The sequence below is a fragment of the Pseudomonas sp. F220 genome (genome assembly GCF_057813935.1).
Map to the genome: position 1 here is coordinate 20,020 of NZ_JBVASJ010000005.1, position 21,571 is coordinate 41,590.

16 protein-coding genes and 1 tRNA gene are annotated in these 21,571 nt (G+C 60.9%); 10 read left to right on the forward strand and 7 right to left on the reverse strand.

What is annotated here, in order from left to right:
* The first annotated feature begins 37 nt into the window (after positions 1–37).
* A complete protein-coding gene (locus ACZYSM_RS06760) occupies positions 38–1,360 on the forward strand; it encodes a DUF1329 domain-containing protein (RefSeq protein ID WP_489070087.1) in 1,323 nt (440 codons plus the stop codon).
* Between the two features lie 84 nt (positions 1,361–1,444).
* On the opposite strand, the gene gabD is transcribed toward ACZYSM_RS06760, so the two are convergent.
* From gabD to glaH, 3 genes are all read right to left on the reverse strand, one after another.
* Positions 1,445–2,893 (reverse strand): NADP-dependent succinate-semialdehyde dehydrogenase, encoded by a 1,449-nt coding sequence (gene gabD, locus ACZYSM_RS06765; protein WP_489070089.1) that lies wholly within the window; start codon positions 2,891–2,893, stop codon positions 1,445–1,447.
* A gap of 13 nt (positions 2,894–2,906) precedes the next feature.
* Positions 2,907–4,175 (reverse strand): L-2-hydroxyglutarate oxidase, encoded by a 1,269-nt coding sequence (gene lhgO / locus ACZYSM_RS06770; protein ID WP_489070449.1) that lies wholly within the window; start codon positions 4,173–4,175, stop codon positions 2,907–2,909.
* 95 nt (positions 4,176–4,270) lie between these two features.
* Entirely contained in the window at positions 4,271–5,248 is a 978-nt protein-coding gene (glaH, locus tag ACZYSM_RS06775; protein ID WP_489070091.1) for a glutarate dioxygenase GlaH, read from the reverse strand.
* Positions 5,249–5,443: 195 nt separating this feature from the next.
* Between glaH and csiR the strand changes: the two genes are divergently transcribed.
* The 8 genes from csiR to ACZYSM_RS06815 all read left to right on the forward strand — a co-directional run bounded on the left by csiR (position 5,444) and on the right by ACZYSM_RS06815 (position 15,710).
* Positions 5,444–6,142 carry a DNA-binding transcriptional regulator CsiR gene (csiR, locus tag ACZYSM_RS06780; protein ID WP_489070093.1) on the forward strand — a complete coding sequence of 233 codons (699 nt, stop codon included), beginning with the start codon at positions 5,444–5,446 and terminating at the stop codon, positions 6,140–6,142.
* A 308-nt stretch (positions 6,143–6,450) separates the two neighbouring features.
* The gene (gene fdnG / locus ACZYSM_RS06785; RefSeq protein WP_489070095.1) at positions 6,451–9,516 is read left to right on the forward strand and encodes a formate dehydrogenase-N subunit alpha; all 3,066 of its coding nucleotides are present in this window, start codon (positions 6,451–6,453) and stop codon (positions 9,514–9,516) included.
* Positions 9,516–10,466, forward strand: a complete 951-nt coding sequence (gene fdxH / locus ACZYSM_RS06790; protein WP_489070097.1) for a formate dehydrogenase subunit beta — start codon at positions 9,516–9,518, stop codon at positions 10,464–10,466. The genes fdnG and fdxH overlap by 1 nt, the downstream gene beginning before the upstream one ends.
* The gene (locus ACZYSM_RS06795) at positions 10,463–11,116 is read left to right on the forward strand and encodes a formate dehydrogenase subunit gamma (protein WP_489070099.1); all 654 of its coding nucleotides are present in this window, start codon (positions 10,463–10,465) and stop codon (positions 11,114–11,116) included. The genes fdxH and ACZYSM_RS06795 overlap by 4 nt, the downstream gene beginning before the upstream one ends.
* Before the next feature lie 4 nt (positions 11,117–11,120).
* On the forward strand, positions 11,121–12,047 hold the full coding sequence (fdhE, locus tag ACZYSM_RS06800; RefSeq protein WP_489070101.1) for a formate dehydrogenase accessory protein FdhE: 927 nt from the start codon (positions 11,121–11,123) through the stop codon (positions 12,045–12,047).
* 220 nt (positions 12,048–12,267) lie between these two features.
* Positions 12,268–13,692, forward strand: a complete 1,425-nt coding sequence (gene selA / locus ACZYSM_RS06805) for an L-seryl-tRNA(Sec) selenium transferase (protein ID WP_489070103.1) — start codon at positions 12,268–12,270, stop codon at positions 13,690–13,692.
* The gene (gene selB, locus ACZYSM_RS06810) at positions 13,689–15,608 is read left to right on the forward strand and encodes a selenocysteine-specific translation elongation factor (protein WP_489070105.1); all 1,920 of its coding nucleotides are present in this window, start codon (positions 13,689–13,691) and stop codon (positions 15,606–15,608) included. The genes selA and selB overlap by 4 nt, the downstream gene beginning before the upstream one ends.
* A 6-nt stretch (positions 15,609–15,614) precedes the next feature.
* Positions 15,615–15,710, forward strand: a tRNA-Sec gene (locus ACZYSM_RS06815).
* Positions 15,711–15,737: 27 nt separating this feature from the next.
* On the opposite strand, the gene ACZYSM_RS06820 is transcribed toward ACZYSM_RS06815, so the two are convergent.
* On the reverse strand, positions 15,738–17,099 hold the full coding sequence (locus tag ACZYSM_RS06820; protein WP_489070107.1) for a purine-cytosine permease family protein: 1,362 nt from the start codon (positions 17,097–17,099) through the stop codon (positions 15,738–15,740).
* Between the two features lie 216 nt (positions 17,100–17,315).
* A complete protein-coding gene (locus ACZYSM_RS06825) occupies positions 17,316–18,350 on the reverse strand; it encodes an AraC family transcriptional regulator (protein ID WP_489070109.1) in 1,035 nt (344 codons plus the stop codon).
* A 98-nt stretch (positions 18,351–18,448) separates the two neighbouring features.
* Here ACZYSM_RS06825 and ACZYSM_RS06830 point away from each other — a divergent pair, with 98 nt between their 5' ends.
* Positions 18,449–19,336 (forward strand): sterol desaturase family protein, encoded by an 888-nt coding sequence (locus ACZYSM_RS06830; RefSeq protein WP_489070111.1) that lies wholly within the window; start codon positions 18,449–18,451, stop codon positions 19,334–19,336.
* A 164-nt stretch (positions 19,337–19,500) separates the two neighbouring features.
* Here the strand turns inward: ACZYSM_RS06830 and ACZYSM_RS06835 are convergent, their stop codons facing one another.
* Both ACZYSM_RS06835 and ACZYSM_RS06840 read right to left on the reverse strand, forming a co-directional pair.
* Positions 19,501–19,977 (reverse strand): MarR family winged helix-turn-helix transcriptional regulator, encoded by a 477-nt coding sequence (locus ACZYSM_RS06835; protein ID WP_489070113.1) that lies wholly within the window; start codon positions 19,975–19,977, stop codon positions 19,501–19,503.
* 177 nt (positions 19,978–20,154) lie between these two features.
* Positions 20,155–21,498: a spinster family MFS transporter gene (locus ACZYSM_RS06840; RefSeq protein ID WP_489070115.1), complete on the reverse strand. Its 1,344-nt coding sequence runs from the start codon at positions 21,496–21,498 to the stop codon at positions 20,155–20,157.
* Positions 21,499–21,571: the final 73 nt, after the last annotated feature.

The following is a 21,571-nucleotide window of genomic DNA, read 5'->3' on the forward strand; positions in this document are numbered from 1 at the left end:
ACGAGTTGCTTAGGCCACTAAGCAGGAGAATAACAAAATGAAATTCGTGAAAAGTCCACTGGCTGCGTCGCTCATCATGGCGCTGGCCATTCATGCTCAGGCGTCGGTGTCGAGTCAAGAAGCCGCCAGGCTGGGCGTCAGCCTGACCCTGGTGGGGGCCGAAAAGGCCGGTAATGCCGATGGCTCCATCCCGGCCTATAACGGGGGTCTGACCACCGCTCCGGCCAGCTTCAAGGCGGGTGATAACATGCGCCCGGACCCCTATGCCGGCGAAAAACCGCTGCTGGTGATCAATGGCAAGAACATTGACCGGTACAAGGGCATGCTCACTGCCACCACCGCGGAGTTGGCCAGGCGTTTTCCCGGCTACCGCATCGACGTGTATCCGACCCACCGCACCGCGGCACTGCCACAGGCGGTGCTGGACAACAGCCAGAAAAATGCCATCGGGGCCAAGTCTCTTCAAGGCGGGCTGGCCATCGACAACGTAATGCCCGGCGTGCCGTTCCCGATTCCGCAATCGGGCGCCGAGGCGATGTGGAACTTCTTGCTACGCTATCAGGGGGTCACCATCAACTCCAAGTACGACTCCTGGAGTGTTGACTCGGCAGGCGTGGCAAGCCTGACGGTCACCGGCCAGGCACTGATCTCCTTCCCGATTTACGAAAACCTGTCCAAGCCCATCAACAATGCCGACATCTACTATCAGATGAAGTTGTCCTACACCGGCCCTCCGTGCCGCGCCGGCGAGTCGATCATGCTTAAAGATGCCGCCAACCCTGTGCAGCAGCCGGGCCGGGCCTGGAAGTACATGCCTGGTCAGCGTCGCGTCAAACAGATATCAATCCTGGCCTACGACACGCCTAACCCCGGTACAGCCCACGCAATGGAGCTTTACGACTGGAAACTGCTGGGCAAGCAAGAAATGATCGTGCCCTATAACACCTACAAGTTGACCTACGTCCAGGATCCCGCGTTGTTGACCACCCCCAACTACCTCGCACCCGACTTCGTGCGCTGGGAGAAACACCGCGTCTGGGTGGTGGAGGGCACCCTCAAGGCCGGCGCACAGCACATCTACCAGAAGCGCCGCTTCTATCTGGATGAAGACAGCTGGGCCGCTCTGGCCTCCGATCAGTACGGCGCCAGTGGCCAGCTTTACCGTGGCTCCTTCGCCTTCCTCAGCCAGAGCTATGACAAGCAGGTGCCGGACGCCACCCCTTTCATGACCTACGACCTGGCGCGCGGCACCTACAACATCAATGGTGTGGTAGGCCCTCACGGCGGTATCAAGTACATCGAACCCTTGTCGACGGCTCAGTGGTCGCCGGAGTCTATGGCGGGTACCGGCATTCGCTGATATGGCGCGCAAGAGACCGCTGGCATGAGACCCATGCCAGCGGAGTAGGGTACGACCTTGCCGTCAGCGACAAGGTGTAGTGAGTCAGATGCCGATGCAGAGGTATTTGATTTCCAGGTAGTCCTCGATGCCGTACTTGGAGCCTTCGCGGCCCAGCCCCGAAGCCTTGATGCCACCGAACGGCGCCACTTCGTTGGAGATGATCCCGGTGTTGACGCCGACGATGCCGTACTCCAGCGCTTCGCCCACACGGAACACACGGCTCAGGTCGCGGGCATAGAAGTAGGAAGCCAGACCGAATTCGGTGTCGTTGGCCATGGCGATCACATCGGCTTCATCCTTGAAGCGGAACAGCGGCGCCAGCGGGCCGAAGGTTTCTTCCTTGGCGACTGCGGCATTGCGCGGCACATCTACCAGGATGGTCGGCTCGAAGAAGGTTCCGCCCAGGGCGTGCGGCTTGCCGCCAGCGACCACGCGAGCCCCTTTGCTCACGGCATCTTCAATGTGCTCCTGGACCTTGGCCATGGCCTTGGCATCGATCAGGGGACCTGTGGTGATGCCGTTTTCCAGGCCGTTGCCGATGTTCAACTTGGCCACGGCAGCGGTGAGTTTCTCAACGAAGGCGTCGTAGATGCCGTCCTGGATATACAGGCGGTTGGCGCAGACGCAGGTCTGGCCGTTGTTGCGATACTTGGAGATCAGCGCGCCATCGACGGCGGCGTCCAGGTCGGCGTCATCGAAAACGATGAAAGGTGCGTTACCGCCCAGTTCCAGCGAGACCTTCTTGATGTCCTTGGCGCACTCGACCATCAGTTGGCGGCCGATTTCGGTGGAGCCGGTGAAGGTCAGCTTGCGCACGATCGGGTTGCCGGTCAGCTCGCCGCCGACTTCGCCAGCACTGCCGGTGACCACGCTGAACACGCCTTTCGGAATGCCGGCGCGCTCGGCCAGTTCCGCCAGGGCCAGGGCCGAGTAGGGCGTTTGCGAGGCCGGTTTGAGGACCATGGTGCAACCGGCGGCCAGGGCCGGACCGGCCTTGCGGGTGATCATTGCCGAAGGGAAGTTCCACGGGGTGATGGCCGCGGTTACACCGATCGGCTGCTTGAGCACCATCAGGCGCTTGTCGACCTGGTGACCGGGGATCATGTCGCCATAGACGCGTTTGGCTTCTTCGCCGAACCACTCCAGGAAGGAGGCGGCGTAAGCGATTTCGCCACGAGACTCGGTCAGTGGCTTGCCTTGTTCGAGGGTCATCAGGCGGGCCAGGTCTTCCTGGTTGGCCATCATCAGGTCGAACCACTTGCGCAGCTTGTTGGCGCGGTCCTTGGCGGTCAGGGCACGCCAGGCCGGCAGCGCCTTGTCGGCAGCTTCGATGGCGCGACGGGTTTCGGTAGCGCCCATCTTCGGCACGCTGCCAATGATTTCGCCGGTGGCCGGGTTGTTGACCTTGAGGGTCTGGCCGTTGTCGGCATCTACCCAAACACCGTCGATATAAGCTTGCTGGCGGAACAGTTGCGGATCGTTGAGTTGCATGCGAAACACCTCGTTATCGGGCTGCGACGGATGCCGCCAGAGGGGCGGGCCGAGTGGAGTTGACGGGTTTGACGAAACTGGCGCCGGTGCTGGCGAGCTGCTCGCGGACCTTGTCGACGATGTGCGCGCCGATCGGAATGGCCGACGTCGCCGCGGGTGATGGGGCGTTGCAGACGCTGACGCTGCGGGCGGTGTTGACAAACAGGAAGTCGTCGATCAATTTGCCGTCCAGCGAGACAGCCTGGGCGCGCACACCGGCCGGGTAGGCGGTGAGGTCGCTCTTATTGATGCTTGGGCAGTACTTCTGCACTTGCTTGAGGTAACCGCCCTTGAACAGCGAGTTCCTCATCTCGATCAGGCCGGGGCGCAGGTTTTTCATCAGGACCTTGAGAATGCCCGGGGTGGTCAGGGTTTCGAACATATCGGACAGTGAGAAATCGGTCTTGCGATAGCCTTCGCGCTTCATCGCCAACACGGCATTGGGGCCGACGGTGACGGTGCCGTCGATCATGCGGGTCAGGTGCACGCCGAGGAACGGCATGGACGGATCCGGGATCGGGTAGATCAGGTGGTTGACGATCTGGTTGTGCTGCTTGGGCAGCAGGTAGTACTCGCCACGGAACGGGCAGATGATGAAGTTCGGTTTGATCCCCAGCATGCGCACCACGCGGTCGGCCATCAGGCCCGAGCAGGTGATCAGGAAGCGCCCGTGGTACTCCTGGTTGCCGGTGCGCACCACCACTTCATCGGGACGCTCGTCGATGGCGAGCACTTCGCTGTTGTAGCGGATCTCGCCACCGGCGTTTTCGAACTCACGGCTCATGGCCGCGGTGACCTGGGCGTAATTCACGATGCTGCTCGAAGGCACGAAGATACCGCCCAGGCCGACGATGTTCGGCTCGCGCTCGCGTAGCTCGGCGGCTGACAGCCAGTCACGTTTGATGCCATTGGCTTCCGTGCGCTCCCACAGCGCGCTCATGCGCTGCATTTCCAGCTCGTTGGTGGCCACCAGCAATTTGCCGCATTCGTCGTAAGGGATGCTGTGCTTGTCGCAAAAGGCCTTGGTGGCCTTGTTGCCTTCCAGGCAGAAACGCGCCTTCAGGCTGCCCGGGGTGTAGTAGACGCCGGCATGGATCACGCCACTGTTGTGGCCGGTCTGGTGCCTGGCCGGGCCGGACTCTTTCTCCAGCAGGAGGATTTTGGCGTCCGGGTAAACCTGAGTCAGTTGCATGGCCGTGGACATGCCCACAATGCCGCCACCGATGATGATGAAGTCGTACACAGCCATTTGCTTGCACCCACCTGAATTACGTTGTTGTCGGAAGCATGACGAAGGCCACGCGTGGTGGCCCTGGTCAGTTCGGCGCTTGGCAAGCCTTATTGGCCGCGCTGGTACAGGGTTTTCTGGTAGCTGATGTAACCACGCTGGCGCATCAGCTCACGACGCAGACCCTGGTGGGCGGTGAAGCGGTCACGGCCGTGCAGCCAGAACATATTGTTGACCAGCACGAAGCTGCCGACTGGCACCGGTACCGACAGCTTCTGCGGGCTGCCTTCCAGGGATTCGCTCATGGCGTTCAGCCAGATGCCTTCCTCGAAGTCTTTGGGCTGCACGAACTGGTCGATGTAGCGCATGGTCGGGCGACCTTCGGCGTCGTTGTCAAACACCGCGTGGTACACGTCTTCACGCACGTTCTTGCTCGGTGGCGCGGTGAAGCGCATTTCACGGCGGGCCAACGGGTGAGTGTAGTAGTGCTTCAGGTCTTCCCAGTCGTCCAGGTGCAGCAGCAGGGTGTTGCCGCCTTCCATGTTCTGCTCGTCGATCTTCATCATCAGCACGTAGTCGGTACGCTCCTGGACGAAGGTGCCGTCATTGTGCAGTTCCATCACCCGGTGTGGCTGGCGCAGGTAACTGTCGGAGTTGTCGGTGTTGACCACCGCGAAGCGGGCGTAGAACTGGCCGCTCATGGCATCGAAATTGGAACGGCCGATCAGGTGCGCCACCGCCGAGGAGAATTTGACCATGTCATCGGCCTGGGACACCTCGTTCAAACCTTCAGGAGTGATCAGCATGCCGCCGGTGGCGCGGTCCAGGATGGTGTTGACCAGCACCGGGCGCAGGGTGCCTTCGCATAGCTCGTCAAGGATCTGACCGACGCGAAAGCGCAGGAACGACTTGTACTCCAGTGCCTGGACCGGCCATTCGGCCACCGCCTTGACGAACGCGTCCACGGTTTCTTTGGCGAATTTCAGTTCCAGCAGGCGCGGCGACTGCCTGGAAGGGGTGAGGGTGAAACCCTTGCTCTCCGATGGCAGCGGCATCACAAGGTCCTGAATCTGAGTAAAGGCGTTCATGGCAGCTCCTGGGCAGAAGGTAGTGATTAGCGCCTTCCAGCATTGGTCTGGGTCAGGCGTGGAGCAAAAGTATCGCTATAAATTAAAAATGTCTACGTTTTTATATTTGATCGACAAAATTACTTTTGGTCGAAAATTTTTCGTCTGATAGATGTTTGGGTATGATTGGGCTTTGGCGAGTTTAGGAGCAGCACCTTGGATAGCCTCACCCCCAGGCATAACTCTGCATTCAGTGGGTATGAGCGGCTCAAGCTGGACATCATCCGTGGCGTCTTCAAGCCCGGTGAAAAACTCCTGATGAGCGGGCTCAAGGAGCGCTATGACCTGGGTGTCGGCCCGCTGCGCGAAGCACTGTCGCAACTGGTGGCCGAGCACCTGGTGGTGGTCATCAGTCAGAAAGGTTACCGCGTAGCCCCCATGTCGCTGCAGGAGATGCAGGACATCTATGACGCCCGCGCAAATCTTGAAGCCATGATCGTGGGTCTGGCTATCGAACGGGGTGATGACACCTGGGAAGCTCAGATCCTGGCCCAGTCCCATACCTTGTCGAAAGTCATGGACGTGACAACCCGCGAGAAGGTACTCGACGTTTGGGATGAGCGGCACAAGGCCTTCCACAGCGCCATTGCGGCAGGTTGCGGTTCCAAGCATTTACTCCAGGCGCGTACCTACCTGTTCGATCAAGCCGAGCGCTATCGTCACTTGTGGTTGACGCAAACGGTGTTCTCCGAAGAAGCCCTGGCGTTGAAGCGCAAGGAGCATGCCGCGCTGGTCGAAGCTATCCTCGCCCGCGATACAGTTCGAGCGACAACTATGATGCGCACCCACCTGATGACGCCCGTGCCCATCATCGTCCAGGTGATGCAGCGTGACGAGTGGGCGAAGCTTCCCTGACGCCTGTTGAGGGGGCCAGGACGGCTAACGCAGCCTCGCGCCTACAATAGAGCCCTCATTTCCTTAACTGGCAGGCATTAACCTTCTGGTCGCTTTTTTCGTTTCAGTGAATTCCAGCGGAAACCGAAATCAGTGTGCTGTTGCACGGCGGCGTGGGACTCCGAGTACACCGCCGACGATCGGGTTTCGTTACATCCCTTGCAATCTTGACTAAAGTTTCAACTATCGGTGGCCGTACCTCGGCCGCCGTGATCGTCCAGGATTTCCCGGCCAACTACCGGGTAACTTCACCTGATCAGGAGTGCACGATGGACCTCAACCGTCGTCAGTTCTTCAAGGTCGCCGCCATCGGCCTTGGAGGCTCAAGCCTGGCCGCGCTGGGCATGGCCCCAGCACCTGCCTTCGCCGAACAAGTCCGCCACTTCAAGCTGGCCCATACCCATGAAACCCGCAATACCTGCCCCTACTGTTCGGTGGGTTGCGGCTTGATCATGTATAGCCAGGGCGATGCGGCCAAGAACGTCACCCAGAGCATCATCCACATCGAAGGTGACGCCGACCACCCGGTCAACCGCGGCACGCTGTGCCCTAAAGGTGCAGGCCTGCTGGACTTCATCCACAGCCCCAGCCGATTGCAATATCCGCAGGTGCGCAAGCCGGGCAGCAAGGAGTGGACGCAGGTGTCTTGGGATGAAGCGCTGGATCGCATCGCCGACCTGATGAAGGCCGACCGTGATGCCAATTTCATCGAGAAGAACGCCCAGGGCCAGACGGTCAACCGCTGGCTGACGACGGGTTTTCTCGCAGCCTCTGCGTCCTCCAACGAGGCCGGTTACATGACCCACAAGGTCGTTCGCAGTCTGGGCATGCTGGGGTTCGATAACCAGGCACGTGTCTGACATGGCCCGACGGTGGCAAGTCTTGCCCCAACGTATGGCCGAGGTGCGATGACCAACCACTGGACCGATATCGCCAACGCGAATCTGGTCCTTGTCATGGGCGGTAATGCCGCCGAAGCCCACCCTTGTGGCTTCAAATGGGTGACCGAAGCCAAAGCGCACAACAAGGCGCGACTGATCGTGATCGACCCACGCTTCACCCGTACTGCCTCGGTGGCCGACTATTACGCACCGATCCGCACCGGCACCGACATTGCCTTCATGGGCGGTCTGATCAACTATTTGCTCACTGAAAACAAAATCCAGCACGAGTACGTGCATGCCTATACGGACGTGTCGTTCATCGTCAAGGCCGGCTTCGGCTTCGAGGACGGGCTGTTTACCGGCTACGACGCGGCCAAGCGCACCTACAGTGACAAGTCCAGCTGGGGCTATGAAATCGGCGAGGACGGATTCGCCAAGGTCGACCCGTCCCTGAAGGACCCGCGCTGCGTCTACCAACTGATGAAGCAGCACTACAGCCGCTACACCCTGGAGCTGGCCAGCCAGATCTGCGGCATGCCGCAAGACGCCATGATGAAGATCTGGGAAGAGATCGGCACTTGCTCGCAACCGGGCAAAACCATGACGATTCTCTATGCCCTGGGCTGGACCCAGCATTCGACCGGCTCGCAGATGATCCGCAGTGCGGCCATGGTGCAGCTGCTGCTGGGCAACGTCGGCATGCCGGGCGGGGGCGTCAATGCCCTGCGCGGACACTCCAACATCCAGGGCCTGACTGACCTTGGGCTGCTGTCAAACCTGCTGCCCGGCTACCTGACCCTGCCGGGCGATGCCGAACAGGACTACGACACCTACATTGCCAAGCGTGCACTCAAGCCGCTAAGGCCCGGGCAGTTATCCTACTGGCAGAACTACGGCAAGTTCCACGTCAGCCTGATGAAGGCCTGGTACGGCGCCAACGCCACCGTGGACAACCACTGGGGCTACGACTGGCTGCCCAAGCTCGACATCCCCGGCTACGACATATTGAAAGTGTTCGACATGATGTCCAACGGGCAGGTCAACGGTTACGTCTGCCAGGGCTTCAATCCCATCGCCGCCTTGCCCGACAAGAACCGTGTGATGGCCGCGCTGGCCAAACTCAAATGGCTGGTGGTGATGGACCCGCTGGCCACCGAGACCTCGGAGTTCTGGCGCAATGTCGGGCCTTACAACGATGTCGAAACGGCCAGCATCCAGACCGAAGTCATCCGCCTGCCCACCACCTGTTTTGCCGAAGAGGACGGTTCACTGGTCAACAGCGGCCGCTGGCTGCAATGGCACTGGAAGGGCGCCAACGGCCCGGGGCAAGCACGCACCGACATCAAGATCATGAGCGATCTGTTCATCCGTTTGCGTCAGCGCTACCAGGCCAACGGCGGTGCCTTCGCCGAGCCGATTCTCAAGCTCAGTTGGCCCTACAAGGTGCCCGACGATCCTACACCGGAAGAGCTTGCCAAGGAGTTCAACGGCTACGCCATTGCCGACGTCACCGACGCCACGGGAGCGACGGTCAAGGCCGGACAACAGTTGTCCGGTTTCGCCCAGCTCAAGGACGACGGGAGCACCGCGTCTGGCTGCTGGATCTTCTGCGGCAGCTGGACCGAACAGGGCAACCAGATGGCCCGCCGCGATAACAGCGACCCCTTCGGGATGAAGCAGAACCTGGGATGGGCCTGGGCCTGGCCGATGAACCGGCGCATTCTCTACAACCGCGCCTCGGCCGACACGAAGGGCCAGCCCTGGGATCCGAAAAAACGCCTGGTGTGGTGGAACGGCAAGACCTGGGGCGGCACCGATGTGCCCGACTACAAGGCCGACGTGGCGCCGGAAGCGGGCATGAACCCGTTCATCATGAACCCCGAAGGGGTGGCGCGTTTCTTCGCCCTCGACAAGATGAACGAAGGGCCATTCCCGGAACATTACGAACCGTTTGAAACGCCTATCGGCATCAACCCGCTGCACCCCACCAACAAAAAGGCGACCAGCAACCCGGCCGGGCGCATCTTCGATTCAGTCTGGGAGAGCCTCGGGACGGCCAAAGACTTCCCTTATGCCGCCACGAGCTACCGGCTGACTGAGCACTTCCACTTCTGGACCAAGCATTGCCCGATCAATGCCGTGACCCAGCCCGAGCAGTTCGTCGAGATTGGTGAGGTCCTGGCCAAGGAGAAGGGCATTGCTGCTGGTGACCGGGTGCGGGTCAGCTCCAAGCGGGGGCATATCGAGGCGGTGGCGGTGGTGACCAAAAGGATCCGTCCGCTGCAGGTCAACAACCAGACCGTGCACCAAATCGGCATCCCGCTGCACTGGGGCTTCACCGGCGCCACCCGACATGGCTACCTGACAAACACCCTGGTGCCGTTCCTCGGTGACGGCAATACACAGACCCCGGAATCCAAGTCATTCCTGGTCAACGTGGAGAAAATCTGATGGCCAGCCAAGACATCATTGCCCGTTCGGCCACCACCACGTTGCCGCCCTCGGTACGTCAACAGGAGGAAGTCGCCAAGCTGATCGACACCACCAAATGCATCGGTTGCAAGGCCTGCCAGGTGGCCTGTTCGGAATGGAATGAATTGCGCGACGAGGTGGGTCACAACCATGGCACCTACGACAACCCTCAGGACCTCAGCGCCGAGACCTGGACGTTGATGCGCTTCACCGAGCACGAAACCGATGCCGGCAACCTGGAATGGCTGATCCGCAAGGACGGCTGCATGCACTGCGCCGAACCTGGCTGCCTCGCGGCGTGCCCAAGTCCCGGGGCGATCATCAAGCACGCCAACGGCATTGTCGACTTCGACCAGGACCATTGCATCGGCTGCGGCTATTGCATTACAGGCTGCCCCTTCAACATTCCGCGCATTTCGCAGAAGGACCACAAGGCCTACAAGTGCACGCTGTGCTCGGACCGGGTGGCGGTAGGGCTTGAGCCCGCCTGCGTCAAGACCTGCCCGACCGGAGCCATCGTGTTCGGCAGCAAGGAGGACATGAAAGAGCACGCCGCCGAGCGCATCGTTGACCTCAAGTCACGGGGCTTCGACAACGCCGGTCTGTACGATCCCGCCGGCGTCGGGGGCACTCACGTGATGTACGTCCTGCACCATGCCGACCAGCCGTCGTTGTACGCCGGCTTGCCGAATCAGCCAGCCATCAGCCCATTGGTAGGACTGTGGAAAGGCGTGAGCAAACCGCTGGCGTTGTTGGCCATGGGCGCCGCGGTGCTGGCGGGATTCTTCCATTACGTGCGCATCGGCCCGCAGCGGGTCGAGGAGGACGAACACCCACCCGGCAAAGACACCAGCGTGCATGAGGTTGACCCGGCCGTGCATGTCTTTGACCCGAACACGCCTGGATCGCAGGAGGGAAAACGACCATGAAAGACAAAACGATCCAGCGCTATAACGCCAACGAACGCACCAACCACTGGCTGGTGGCGATTCTGTTCTTTATGGCGGCCCTATCGGGGCTGGCACTGTTCCATCCAGCACTGTTCTGGCTCAGCCAGCTATTCGGCGGCGGGCCCTGGACGCGCATCCTGCACCCTTTCATGGGCGTGCTGATGTTCGTGTTTTTCATGGGGCTGGTCATCCGCTTCTGGCGGGCCAATTTTTTTATTGCCAACGACCGCCTGTGGCTCAAACGGATCGATCGGGTGATGCGCAACGAGGAGGAGGGCGTGCCGCCGATCGGCAAATACAACCCCGGGCAGAAGCTGCTGTTCTGGACCCTGCTGGCCTGCATGCTGGTACTGCTGCTGAGCGGGGTGGTGATCTGGCGGGTCTATTTCAGCCAATACTTCGGTATCACTTCGATTCGCCTGGCGATGCTGTTGCACGCCCTGGCGGCTTTCGTGCTGGTGCTGAGCATCATCGTGCATATCTACGCCGGCATCTGGATCAAGGGCTCGGTCAGCGCGATGCTGCATGGCTGGGTCAGCCGTGCCTGGGCGAAGAAACATCATGAACTCTGGTACCGCGAGGTGACGCGCGACGAGAGCCCTGACAGCCAGACAAGCAAAAAAGGATGATGCCTTGAGCCTGATACTCGAGCCCGGCCAGATCGAAGCGTCGGCGAGCACGCCGCCGTTCCTGCGCCTGCCGCCGCGTAACCTGTTCAGCTTGCGTGCCGCGCGCCTGGAACGCTTGGCCAACGAGCATCCACTGGCCGACTACCTGCGGCTGGTCGCCGGTCTGTGCCACCTCCAGCAGAGTCTGCTGGACGAACCGCTGCTGGCGCAGGCCCCAGCCCCCGAACGCCTGTTGTTGTGCCAGGAGCATGGCTTGCCACCGTTGGCCGCCGACAGTCTGGTGCGCGAGGACGGCTGGCTACCGTACCTGGACATCTTGCTGCGGCGTTACCAGGCGCCGCCGCGATCTGCAGTGAAAAATGCCGTGGCAACCTTGCACAATGCCAGCGTCGGACAACGCAAGGTCTGGGCGATTGCCTTGCTCAGCGGCCAGTATGCGGGGCTGCCGGCAGCCGTGGTGCCGTTTCTCGGCGCGGCGTTACAGGCGGCCTGGAGCCACTGGTTGCTCAGCATGCCGGCGTGCGAACTGAAGCCTTGCGCCAGCCTTGGCCAATGCCCGGCCTGCGGTTCGCCAGCCATGGCCGGGGTGATTCACCAGCGGGGCAAGTACAACGGGCTGCGTTACCTGGTGTGTTCGCTGTGTGCCTGCGAATGGCATGTGGTGCGGGTCAAATGCGTCTATTGCGAGCAGAGCAAAGGGCTCAAATACGTCAGTTTCGAGGATGACCGCTACATGGCCAACCAGGCACCGCTGCGGGCTGAAATCTGCCCCGGCTGCAACAGCTACCTGAAACTGCTCTACCTGGAAAATGACGCTGACGCCGAAGCTCTGTCGGCGGACCTCGCGAGCTTGACGCTGGACATGCGCCTGGACCTGGAAGGCTACCAGCGCCTGGCGCCGAACCTGATGCTGACGCCTGGGGGAGATTGATCGCCGGTACGCATACCGTAACCCCTGTAGCAGCTGCCGCCAGGCTGCGTCAAAGTCCGCAGGACGTTCATGCAATCATAAATCCTGCGCCCGCTTCGCGAGCGGACGCAGCCTTCGGCAGCTGCTACAGGGGCCACCATTTGACCCAACGTTAGCGCTTGCCTTACGAGGAGCAAGACGGCATCTACACTCAAGGCCTGTACAGACGGTGGAAATTTCTATGTTGTCTGCCAAGGCCCCATTGCATCTGCCCTCCATCGACAGCCTGCTACGCAGTCCCGCCTGCCAGCCGCTGGCCGAACGTTATGGCCGCGACGCCTTGCTCGCCACCCTGCGGCAGTTGCTCGATGATGTGCGCGAGCCGGTTCAACTAGGACAGCTTGACGCCATCGAACTCACGGCTCAGGTATTGGCGGGGAGGGCGGGCGAGCGTCTGGCAACCCAGCACCGCAGTCAGGTACGGCGAGTGTTTAATCTGACCGGCACGGTGCTGCATACCAACCTCGGGCGGGCACTGTTGCCGGAGGAAGCCATTGAGGCGGTGCAACAGGCCGCCCGCTATCCGCTCAATCTGGAATTCGACCTGGTAAGCGGCAAGCGCGGTGACCGCGACGACCTGATCGAAGGCCTGATACGCGAGCTGACCGGTGCCGAGGCGGTGACAGTGGTCAACAACAACGCTGCCGCCGTGTTGCTGGCGCTCAACAGCCTGGGTGCGCGCAAAGAGGGCATCATCTCCCGTGGCGAGCTGATCGAAATCGGCGGTGCATTCCGCATTCCCGACATCATGGCCCGGGCCGGGGTCAGACTGCATGAAGTCGGCACCACCAACCGCACCCATGCCCGAGACTACGAAGCCGCCATCGGCCCGCGCAGTGGCCTGTTGATGCGTGTACACACCAGCAATTACAGCATTCAAGGCTTTACTGCCCAGGTGCCGACTGCCGAACTGGCGCAACTGGCCCATCGGCACGGACTGCCACTGCTTGAAGATTTGGGCAGCGGCAGTCTGTTGGACTTGACCCGTTGGGGCCTGCCCGCCGAACCTACGGTGCGCCAGGCGCTGGCCGATGGAGCCGATATTGTCACCTTCAGCGGTGACAAGTTGCTCGGTGGTCCCCAGGCGGGATTGATCGTCGGTCGCAAGGACCTGATCGCCCGGATCAAGAAAAACCCGCTCAAGCGTGCCTTGCGGGTGGACAAACTGACCCTGGCCGCCCTCGAAGCAGTGCTGGGGCTGTACCGCGACCCCGCCCGATTGGCCGAACGCTTGCCCAGTCTGCGCCTGCTCACCCGCCCGCAAGCCGATATCCTCGCTCAGGCCGAACGCCTGCGCCCGCTGCTGGCGAGTGTACTGGGCGATGGCTGGGGAGTGGCCGCGCTGCCGGCGCTGAGCATGATCGGCAGCGGCAGCCAACCGATTGCCCGCTTACCAAGCGCCGCCCTATGCCTGCGTCCGCACGTTTCTAAACGGTTGCGCGGGCGGCAGCTGCATGCTCTGGAGGCAACCTTGCGGGCCTTGCCCATCCCCGTGATCGGTCGTATCGACGACGATGCCCTGTGGCTGGACCTGCGCCAACTGGATGACGAGCCGGCCTGGCTTGCCCAACTGGACCAGCTACAAGGGGCAGGGGAGGCAAGGTGATCGTCGGCACTGCTGGACACATCGACCATGGCAAAACAGCCTTGCTCAAGGCCCTGACAGGTCAGGCGGGCGACCGTCGCCGGGAAGAACGCGAACGCGGAATCACCATCGACCTGGGTTTCCTTTACGCGCCGCTGAAACCAGGGGCGGACATGACGGGTTTTATCGACGTGCCCGGTCACGAGCGTTTCATCCACAACATGCTCGCTGGCGCCCAGGGTATTGACCTGGTGCTGCTGGTGGTGGCTGCCGATGACGGGGTCATGCCCCAGACCTGCGAGCATTTGGCGATCGTCGAGTTGTTGGGTATCCCCCAGGCGTTGGTAGTGATCAGCAAATGCGACCGGGTCGAGCCGGCCCGGGTGCAGTCGGTACACGCCCAGGTCGCCGCGTTACTGGAACCCGGACCCTATTGCGGCGCGCCGCAGTTCGCGGTGTCGAGCCTGACCGGGGAAGGCATCGAGGCCCTGCGCCAGGCGTTGCTGGCCGCCCAGCGTGAGGTCCGGCAGCGCGCCGCCTGCGGCGGATTCCGTCTGGCAATTGACCGCGCCTTCAGCGTCGCCGGAGCCGGTATTGTGGTCACCGGCACGGCCCTGGCCGGGCAGGTGAGGGTGGGCGATACACTGCTGTTAGGTCAGGCCGGCAAGCCTGTGCGGGTGCGTGGTTTGCATGCGCAGAACCACGTCGCCGTCGAGGCTTGGGCCGGGCAACGGGTGGCGTTGAACCTGAGTGCCGAACGCCTCGCCCTGGAACAGATCCACCGTGGCGACTGGTTACTGGCCGAGTGGTTGTATGCACCCACCCAGCGCGTAGACATCGAGATACAGTTGCTGGCCAGTGAACCGCGGGCCTTCGAACATTTCAGCCCGGTGCACGTGCATTTGGGCACTCAGGACGTCACCGCTCGGGTCGCATTGCTGGAGGGCACACGCCTGGCACCAGGTGAGCGGATGTTCGCGCAACTGTTGCTGAATACGCCGTTGCAGGCGGTGCATGGCGACCGCCTGGTCCTGCGCGATCAGAGTGCGCGGCGCACCCTCGGCGGCGGGCGGGTGCTCGACCCGTTTGCACCGGCCCGCCAGCGCCGCAGTCCAACCAGACTGACGCAGTTACAGGCCCTGGCCGCAAGCGAAAGCCTGGAGCAGATACTGCCGGTGCTGCTTGCCAACAGTGACACCGGACTCGATCCACTGCGCCTGGAGCGCCAGTTCAATCGCCTGCGCAGCACCTGGCATTTGCCAGCGGATGTCCGTGTCATTGCTACGCGCCAAGGTCCGTTATTGTTCAGCGCTGTACGTTGGGAGGCCCTTAAAGCTTCGTTGCTGGAGCAACTGGCGCGCTTTCATCAACTTGAACCGGACGAACTGGGGCCAGACCGAGATCGCTTGCGACGGTTCGCGGCCACGCCGCTAGACCGACCGACCTTCATCAATCTGCTCGACGAATTACTGTCCAGCGGCACCCTTGCAGTCAGTGGGCCCTGGCTGCATTTACCCGAACACCAGGTGCGACTGAGCGAAGCAGACGAGGCCCTGTGGCAACGGTTGCAGCCACTGTTCGAACAGGCAGGTTTCGATCCACCCTGGGTGCGTAGCCTGGCCAGCGCCATGGGCGGTGACGAAGCTGATGTGCGCTTGCTGCTGCGCAAGATGGCGAGATTAGGGCTTGTTCACCAAGTAGTCCGTGACCTGTTTTACGCCGACGCTACGGTGCGCCAATTGGCGGCTATGCTGTTGCAACTGGTCGCCGACAACCCGGTGATTCTGGCGGCAGCGTTTCGCGACAAGGTAGGGGTCGGCCGCAAACGCAGCATCCAGATACTCGAGTTCTTCGACCGGATCGGCTTGACCCGACGGCTTGGCGACCAGCGCCGCATCCGTGCGGACAATGCTCTGGCGCAGCGAATCGAGGACTGACTTCAAGGAAGGCAATCGCGTCCGGTGGCGCGGCCGGGCTTCAAACCCGGTTGGGGGCGGCAACCGTTCCCGGGCAGGTTCGACTCCCGCTGCCTTCCGCCATTTAAAACAGCAAACGATGACGTTGTGTCAGGTGCAACTGGCGCGCACGAACCAGCTGCGCCTGGCGCTGTTGAGCAGCAGCCAGTAGGCGCCAAACGCACTGACGAACGTCACTGGCGCCGAGAATGTGGCCAGCGTTGCACTCCCAACATTCAGCAAGAGGATGCCCAGCCCGGCAGCGAGGAACCACGCGCCGAGGCCACAGGGGTTGAATGCGCTGACACGTTCCAGTTCGTATTCGATCTTGCCCTCGAACAGCTGAGTGTATTTGGGCGAGAAAATGTGCGCCAAGGCAATCGCGACCCAGGCCACGACGAAGATGCTCTGGTACGCCAACGCCTGCAGGATGTACTCGAAAACGTTAAGGCGCATCAGCGTGTAGACCAGCGCTCCGACGGCAATTGCCCAGACGATGTAAGGCACCTTCGCCAACCCCAGACGGCCGAAGAATGCCTGCATGTTAGTGGCCGCCAGGAAGAAATTGGCAGAGTTGATACGCGTCTGGCTGACCCAGACGAAAATCAACCCCCAGACACCCATTAGCTCGATAATCGCCATCACTACCGAAACCTCCGTCAGACCACCCGGTGTCGGAATAGTCCCGGCAAGAAAGATCCCCACCAAACCATTGATCAAAAAGGTGAAGGTGTAGAAAGGTAGCCCGAAGTTGAATCGGCCATGGTATTCAGCGTCCTCCTTGCGCCCGAAACGTGCATAGTCCCAGGTGTACATCATCAGGATCCACACCCCCATGAAGTAACTGAAACAATTCCACCAGCCGTTTTCCACCGGGCCGCTCTGCGGACCCATTTCCAACCAGGCCGAGCTGTAACCGTATTCGCCGATGGTCATCACCACCAGCGCAACCAGGCCGATCAGATAGAAGGGCAGCAGCACCCCGTTGAGCTTGTCCATCCAGTTCTGCACGCTGCCGAAGATCAATGGCACGCTGTACAGCACAACCAGCAAGTACGCCTGATTCAGTGACATCGCCGACACGTACTGATGAATCGCGATGGCGATGACCGAACCTTCGAACACGCTGTAGTAAGTGGCGGTAGCGAAGAAGATCAACGTAGCCAGGATCGCGCCTGTGCGACCAAACAACACGCGTGAGAACAGGGCAACCGAAAGTCCGGTCTTGATCGCGTAGCGCGAAATGATGCCGTTGATGGCGGCGTAAGTGACCACCGACAGCACCAGGCCGATAATTGCGTTTTTAGTACCGAACGTCATCGCCAACGTGGCAGAAACTACCAGCCAGAACATTGCGCTGCAGATGCCCCACCAGGCCATCGTCAGCGAGTTTTTACTCATGCGGTGTGTGTCTGGAACGGCAACGACTGAGTAGTCGGTGCTATCGCCCTGTTTCTTGAGGGTTGAGGCCATGGCTCTTCTCTTTGTTTTTGTATGAAGAGTCATGATGGTAAGAGAAGCCGGGCGCCTATTAATTGCTTTTGGCGGCCCTATCTTTTGTCATTGAGTGAATTGGCACAGCGTCCGTCTGATGACTATCCACCCTGTCCGCTTCAATGAAAGGGCCGCACAGTAGGGAACAGCCACATTGCGTCCGTGACGTGCACTTTGCGTATCGGGTGATGAATCTTATTCGGCGGTGGGGCTGAGCAAACGCAGCCGGTAAGCATATGGCGCCTGCCCGCTCCAGCGCCGGAATGCGCGGGTAAACGCGCTTTGCTCGGAATACCCCAGCAATTGGGCGATTTCAGCCAGCTGCAGACGCGGGTCGGCCAGATAATCCTCGGCCAGGCGCTGGCGGATACTCTCGCGCAGCTCCCTGAAGTTGATGCCGCCGACAGCCAGTCGGCGATGCAAGGTGCGCGCCGAAACATGCAGCTCTTTGGCGACCAGATCCAATTCCGGCTGGCCTTCGCGCACCAAGCGGGCGATGCAGCGCCGCACCGCCTGTTCGAAATCGTCGCTGGGCGGTAATTGCGCCAGCAAGTCATCGGCCTGTCTTTCCAGGACATTCAACAGGTCCGTATCGGGCTGTCGCAGCGGCAATGCCAGCAGCGCTTGCGGAAAACGGATCGAGGTTTGCGGCTGGCCGAACAATACTGGACAGCCAAACCAGTCCCGATATGGCTGGATGTCGGCCGGCGGCGGGTTGAGGAAGCGGATTTCGGTGGCTACGATGCGCCGGCCGGTAGCGTTGTGCGTCAGCTGCAGCAGGGCGGTGATGGCGCACTCGTCCACCAGCGGTCCGGGACGGCCCTGATCGACACCCCATTCCAGAAGCAGGTCGCTGCCCTCCAAGGTGCTTCGCATTGGATTGACGTCATACAGCAGGCGCTGGTATTGCAAGGCGCGGGCCAGCGCCGCACCTAGATTCGGACAAGCCAGCAGCACATAGCCCATTACGCCGAAATGGGCCGGCGTAACGGTCTGGCCCAGATGCAGGCCGAGCAAGGGGTCATGCAAGTGTTCGGCGGCGCGTTGCAGCAAGGCGCGCCAGGCAGCCACCGGGTAACGCAGCGAGCCGCGGTCGGCTGCTTGCGGCGCGGCGACGCCCAGCAAGGCGGCGGCAGCCACACCCCGTTTTTCAAGGTACTCATACAACAGCCGCACATAGGTGCTAGGGACCACGCCCCGGGGCGGCTGCTCCGCTATGGTTTGGTGCATGGCGAGAATTGTTAAATTATTGTCTGTCGCGGTCAAGCCTTTAAGTTTCCCCTGCGCCAAAATCCAGCGTATCGACTAAGCGTATGGAGCGGTGCACCATGATTGATCTGATTGCCTGGATGGAAGCCACTTTCGGCCCTCATATAGAGTGGAAACAGGTGGTGCTGATCGGCATGACGCCTTTATTCCTGGTCGGTTTTGCCATCGAATGGCAGGTCATGCGCAAACGCGGCGCGTGCCAGCAGTTCTATTGGAAAGACATCCTCACTAACCTCACCCTTGGCAGCAGCTACCAGCTGTTTGAGCTGGCGGTGCATGTAATATTCGTCGGTGCCGCCATATTCTGGGTCTGGGACCATCGCTTCTTTACGATTCCAATCAACGGCTGGACCCTGCTGCCAATTTTCGTCGGCGTCGAGTTCTGCTACTACTGGTTCCATCGCAGTAGCCATCGCGTGCGCTGGTTCTGGACCGCCCACGTCGTGCACCACAGCGGCGAGCACATGAACATGACGACCGCCATGCGGCAGTCGATGCTCTATCCGATCACCGGCTGGTGGCTGTTTTTCATGCCGCTGGTGCTGCTGGGCGTGCATCCGGCGGTGGTGTTCATCCTGTACGCCTGCGACCTGGTGTATCAGTTCTTCATCCACACCGAAAGCGTCGGCAAGCTGCATCCCGTGCTGGAGTACCTGTTCGACACCCCCAGCAACCACCGCGCTCATCACGGCCGCAACGACTGCTATATCGACAGGAACTACGGCGGCGTGCTGATCATTTTCGACCGCCTGTTCGGCACATACGTGCAAGAGCAGGAAGCCGTGGATTACGGCATTAAACGTCAGGTCTACAGCCACAATCCGCTGACCCTCAACTTCCACGAATTCATCGCGATGTGGCGCGACGTGGCGCAGCCGGGAAGCCTGATGCAGCGCCTGAAGCACCTGTGGGCGCCGCCCGAATATGAGCGTGCGCCCCGGCCTTGAGCGGTGGCTATGGCTGACAGCAGCTGACCTCGGGGAAATCAAGATTGATCAGCGGCAGCTGCCGGGCGAGGGTTCCGGTGGCGATATGCGCACCACGGATGCGCTGGTATCGCCGTGCCACATGCCTGGTGACGTTGATGGGCACCGGGCCTGGCCGGTGCGGTTCAGTCTTCCGGCAAATTGTTAAATATTTTTTCCAATGTCCCATTCAGCTTGGTGATCTGGGCTTCGGTCAGGCCCTTGAAGCTGGTGCGGAAAATATCGCTGGTGCAGTGCTGGATTTCTTCGATGGTCTGGCGGCCGATATCGGTCAGCGATACCTGGGTGACCCGTCCGTCGCTGGCGCTGGTGTTGGTTTCCACCAGGCCGTCGGCTTTCATGCGGTAGACGATCTTGGTGATGGTCGAGAGCTTGGCGATGGCATGGATGGAGATTTCCGAAATGCTCGACTCACCGTTCTCCTTGAGGATGAACAAGATCCGCCAGCGCGGGATGTCCATGTCGATTTTCTTCAGGGCTTTCTCCATGGCCATGGAGTAGCGTCCGTGCAGGCGAGCCAGCCAGTAGAAGGGAAACTCTTCCTTCTTGAAGTCCTCACTGGCGGGGTTGTATCGGCTCAGGCGCTTTTTCGGGGTGGTCATAAAGGTTCGCGTAGTCTTTCTGATGAGCTGGGTTTGTTTATAGAGGCTTGAGCGCGCGCTGTCGACTGCGGTTCCAAAGGGTTCGCCAGGCAAGTGGAGCGGCGGGCGTCATTGTCGCGCCGCCCGCCGCAAAAAACCAGCAGGCACACCGAGAACGGCGTGCCATGGGGGCGGGCGTCAGGCCAGGCCTTCCTGCTTGAGGCTCTCGCGAAAGTGCCGGCAACCCTTGATCAGCAAGAACAGGGTGAGGGCGACCGCGAAGGCATTGAGCACGGAAATCGACGAGCCGACCATGGCCGGGTTCTGAAACAGCCGATCGGTGAGCAGGGCGACCAGCGTGGTGCCCAGGCCCAGGCCGACCAGGTTGGAAATCAGCAGGAACAACGCCGAAATCTGCGCCCGCATCTGGTTCGGCGGCAGGATCTGCATCGCCGCAGTCGAGGCCGGCATAGGGAAAGAGGCGAAGAACATGGCCGGCGCCAACAGCGCCAGGGACATCCACAGTTCGCTGACCTGAGTGAACGCGATGGCTGGCACAGCCATCCCGATGGCCCCGATCACCCCGGCACGGATCGGCGCATCGCTATAGCCTTTCTTAGCCAGCCAATCTATCAGCCAGCCGCCGCAAAAGACGCCGCTGGTATTGGCCAGCAATACCACGATCCCGAGCATGTAGCCGGTGTTGCTGGGGGCCAGGCCGAACTTGCGCATGTAGAAGGCCGGGGTCCAGCTGAGCATGCAGAACAGCGTCATCGCGTAGAACGAAAACCCCAGGTAATGGCAGAAGAACGTCTTGCGGTGCACCGACAGGAAAGTGAAGGCCTGTTTCAAGCTGGGTGCGTGGACCTTGCCCGCGGCGTCCAGTTTCAAGCCCTTGCGGGCCGGGTCGCGGACGGTCAGTGCGATCAGCAGGGCAATCAACACGCCCGGCAGGCCCACCAGAAAGAACATCACCTGCCAGGGCCGCATTTCGCCCAGCAGCGGCACTACCACGCTGTCGAGGTTCTTCAACAAGTCGATGACATAGCCACCAATCAGAAAGGCCACACCGCCGCCGATAAACGAGCCGATGGAGTAGATCGCCACGGCGCGCCCGAGTTTTTCCCGGGGGAACATATCGCTAAGCATCGAGTAGGTGGCCGGCGACAGCGCCGCCTCGCCGATCCCGACTCCGATGCGCGCCATGAACATCTGCGGGAAGTTCTTGCTCAGCCCGCACAGGGCAGTCGCCAGGCTCCAGAATGCAACGCCGAGGGCGATGATTTTCGGTCGGGAGAATTTATCCGCGAGCAATGCGATGGGCATGCCCATAAAGGCATAGAACAGCGAAAAGGCCAGGCCATGCAGCAGGCTGAACTGGGTGTCTGACAACTGCATGTCGTGTTTGATCGGTTCGATCATCAACGCCAGGATCTGACGATCAATAAACGAAAAAATGTAAGCCAGCATACAAACGGCAACGACATACCATTCGTAGGCATAGCTTTTACGGGTGACCTCGGTCGGTGTTTTGCTGGTCATGCTGTTTGGCCCCTTCAGGGTTGGCAATCAGTCGGTCGGCGGCAGCGAGTTTTGCAGTTGGGTGAATCGGTGA

Bases quoted from the DNA above. Each gene is read 5' to 3' on its own strand.
- selA (WP_489070103.1), top strand. From the start codon at position 12,268: ATGTTGTCTGCCAAGGCCCCATTGCATCTGCCCTCCATCGACAGCCTG.
- fdxH (WP_489070097.1), top strand. From the start codon at position 9,516: ATGGCCAGCCAAGACATCATTGCCCGTTCGGCCACCACCACGTTGCCG.
- ACZYSM_RS06795 (WP_489070099.1), top strand. From the start codon at position 10,463: ATGAAAGACAAAACGATCCAGCGCTATAACGCCAACGAACGCACCAAC.
- gabD (WP_489070089.1), bottom strand. From the start codon at position 2,893: ATGCAACTCAACGATCCGCAACTGTTCCGCCAGCAAGCTTATATCGAC.
- ACZYSM_RS06830 (WP_489070111.1), top strand. From the start codon at position 18,449: ATGATTGATCTGATTGCCTGGATGGAAGCCACTTTCGGCCCTCATATA.
- glaH (WP_489070091.1), bottom strand. From the start codon at position 5,248: ATGAACGCCTTTACTCAGATTCAGGACCTTGTGATGCCGCTGCCATCG.
- ACZYSM_RS06840 (WP_489070115.1), bottom strand. From the start codon at position 21,498: ATGACCAGCAAAACACCGACCGAGGTCACCCGTAAAAGCTATGCCTAC.
- ACZYSM_RS06825 (WP_489070109.1), bottom strand. From the start codon at position 18,350: ATGCACCAAACCATAGCGGAGCAGCCGCCCCGGGGCGTGGTCCCTAGC.
- ACZYSM_RS06820 (WP_489070107.1), bottom strand. From the start codon at position 17,099: ATGGCCTCAACCCTCAAGAAACAGGGCGATAGCACCGACTACTCAGTC.
- ACZYSM_RS06760 (WP_489070087.1), top strand. From the start codon at position 38: ATGAAATTCGTGAAAAGTCCACTGGCTGCGTCGCTCATCATGGCGCTG.
- ACZYSM_RS06835 (WP_489070113.1), bottom strand. From the start codon at position 19,977: ATGACCACCCCGAAAAAGCGCCTGAGCCGATACAACCCCGCCAGTGAG.